This window comes from Caulobacter sp. 602-1 (assembly GCF_003931565.1).
Taxonomy (GTDB): Bacteria; Pseudomonadota; Alphaproteobacteria; order Caulobacterales; family Caulobacteraceae; genus Caulobacter.
Genome location: NZ_RRYI01000079.1, coordinates 1 through 319, shown reverse-complemented (window position 1 = coordinate 319; position 319 = coordinate 1). Strand labels below are relative to the sequence as shown.

The 319-nt window shown below is 71.8% G+C and carries 1 pseudogene; it reads left to right on the top strand.

From position 1 onward, the window contains the following. Positions 1–319, top strand: a pseudogene (locus EIK80_RS25320) (DSD1 family PLP-dependent enzyme); the annotation flags it as partial.

The following is a 319-nucleotide window of genomic DNA, read 5'->3' as shown; positions in this document are numbered from 1 at the left end:
AGACCGCCGCCGAGGCCGCCTTCGCCACGCTGAAAGCCCTGGTCGCCGAACTGACCGCCGCCGGCCTGGCGCCGCCGGTGGTGACGGGCGGCGGCACCGGAACCCACGTCTTCGACCTGGCCTCGGGCGTCTATACCGAGTTGCAGGCCGGGTCCTACGCGGTCATGGACGTCGAGTACGACGCCTGCGGCGCGCCGGACGGCCAATCCTGGGCGTTCGAGCCGGCGCTGTTCATCGCCTCCACCGTGGTCTCGGCCAACCACAAGAGCCACGTCACCGTCGACGCCGGCTTCAAGGCCGTGTCGATGGACGGCCCGCC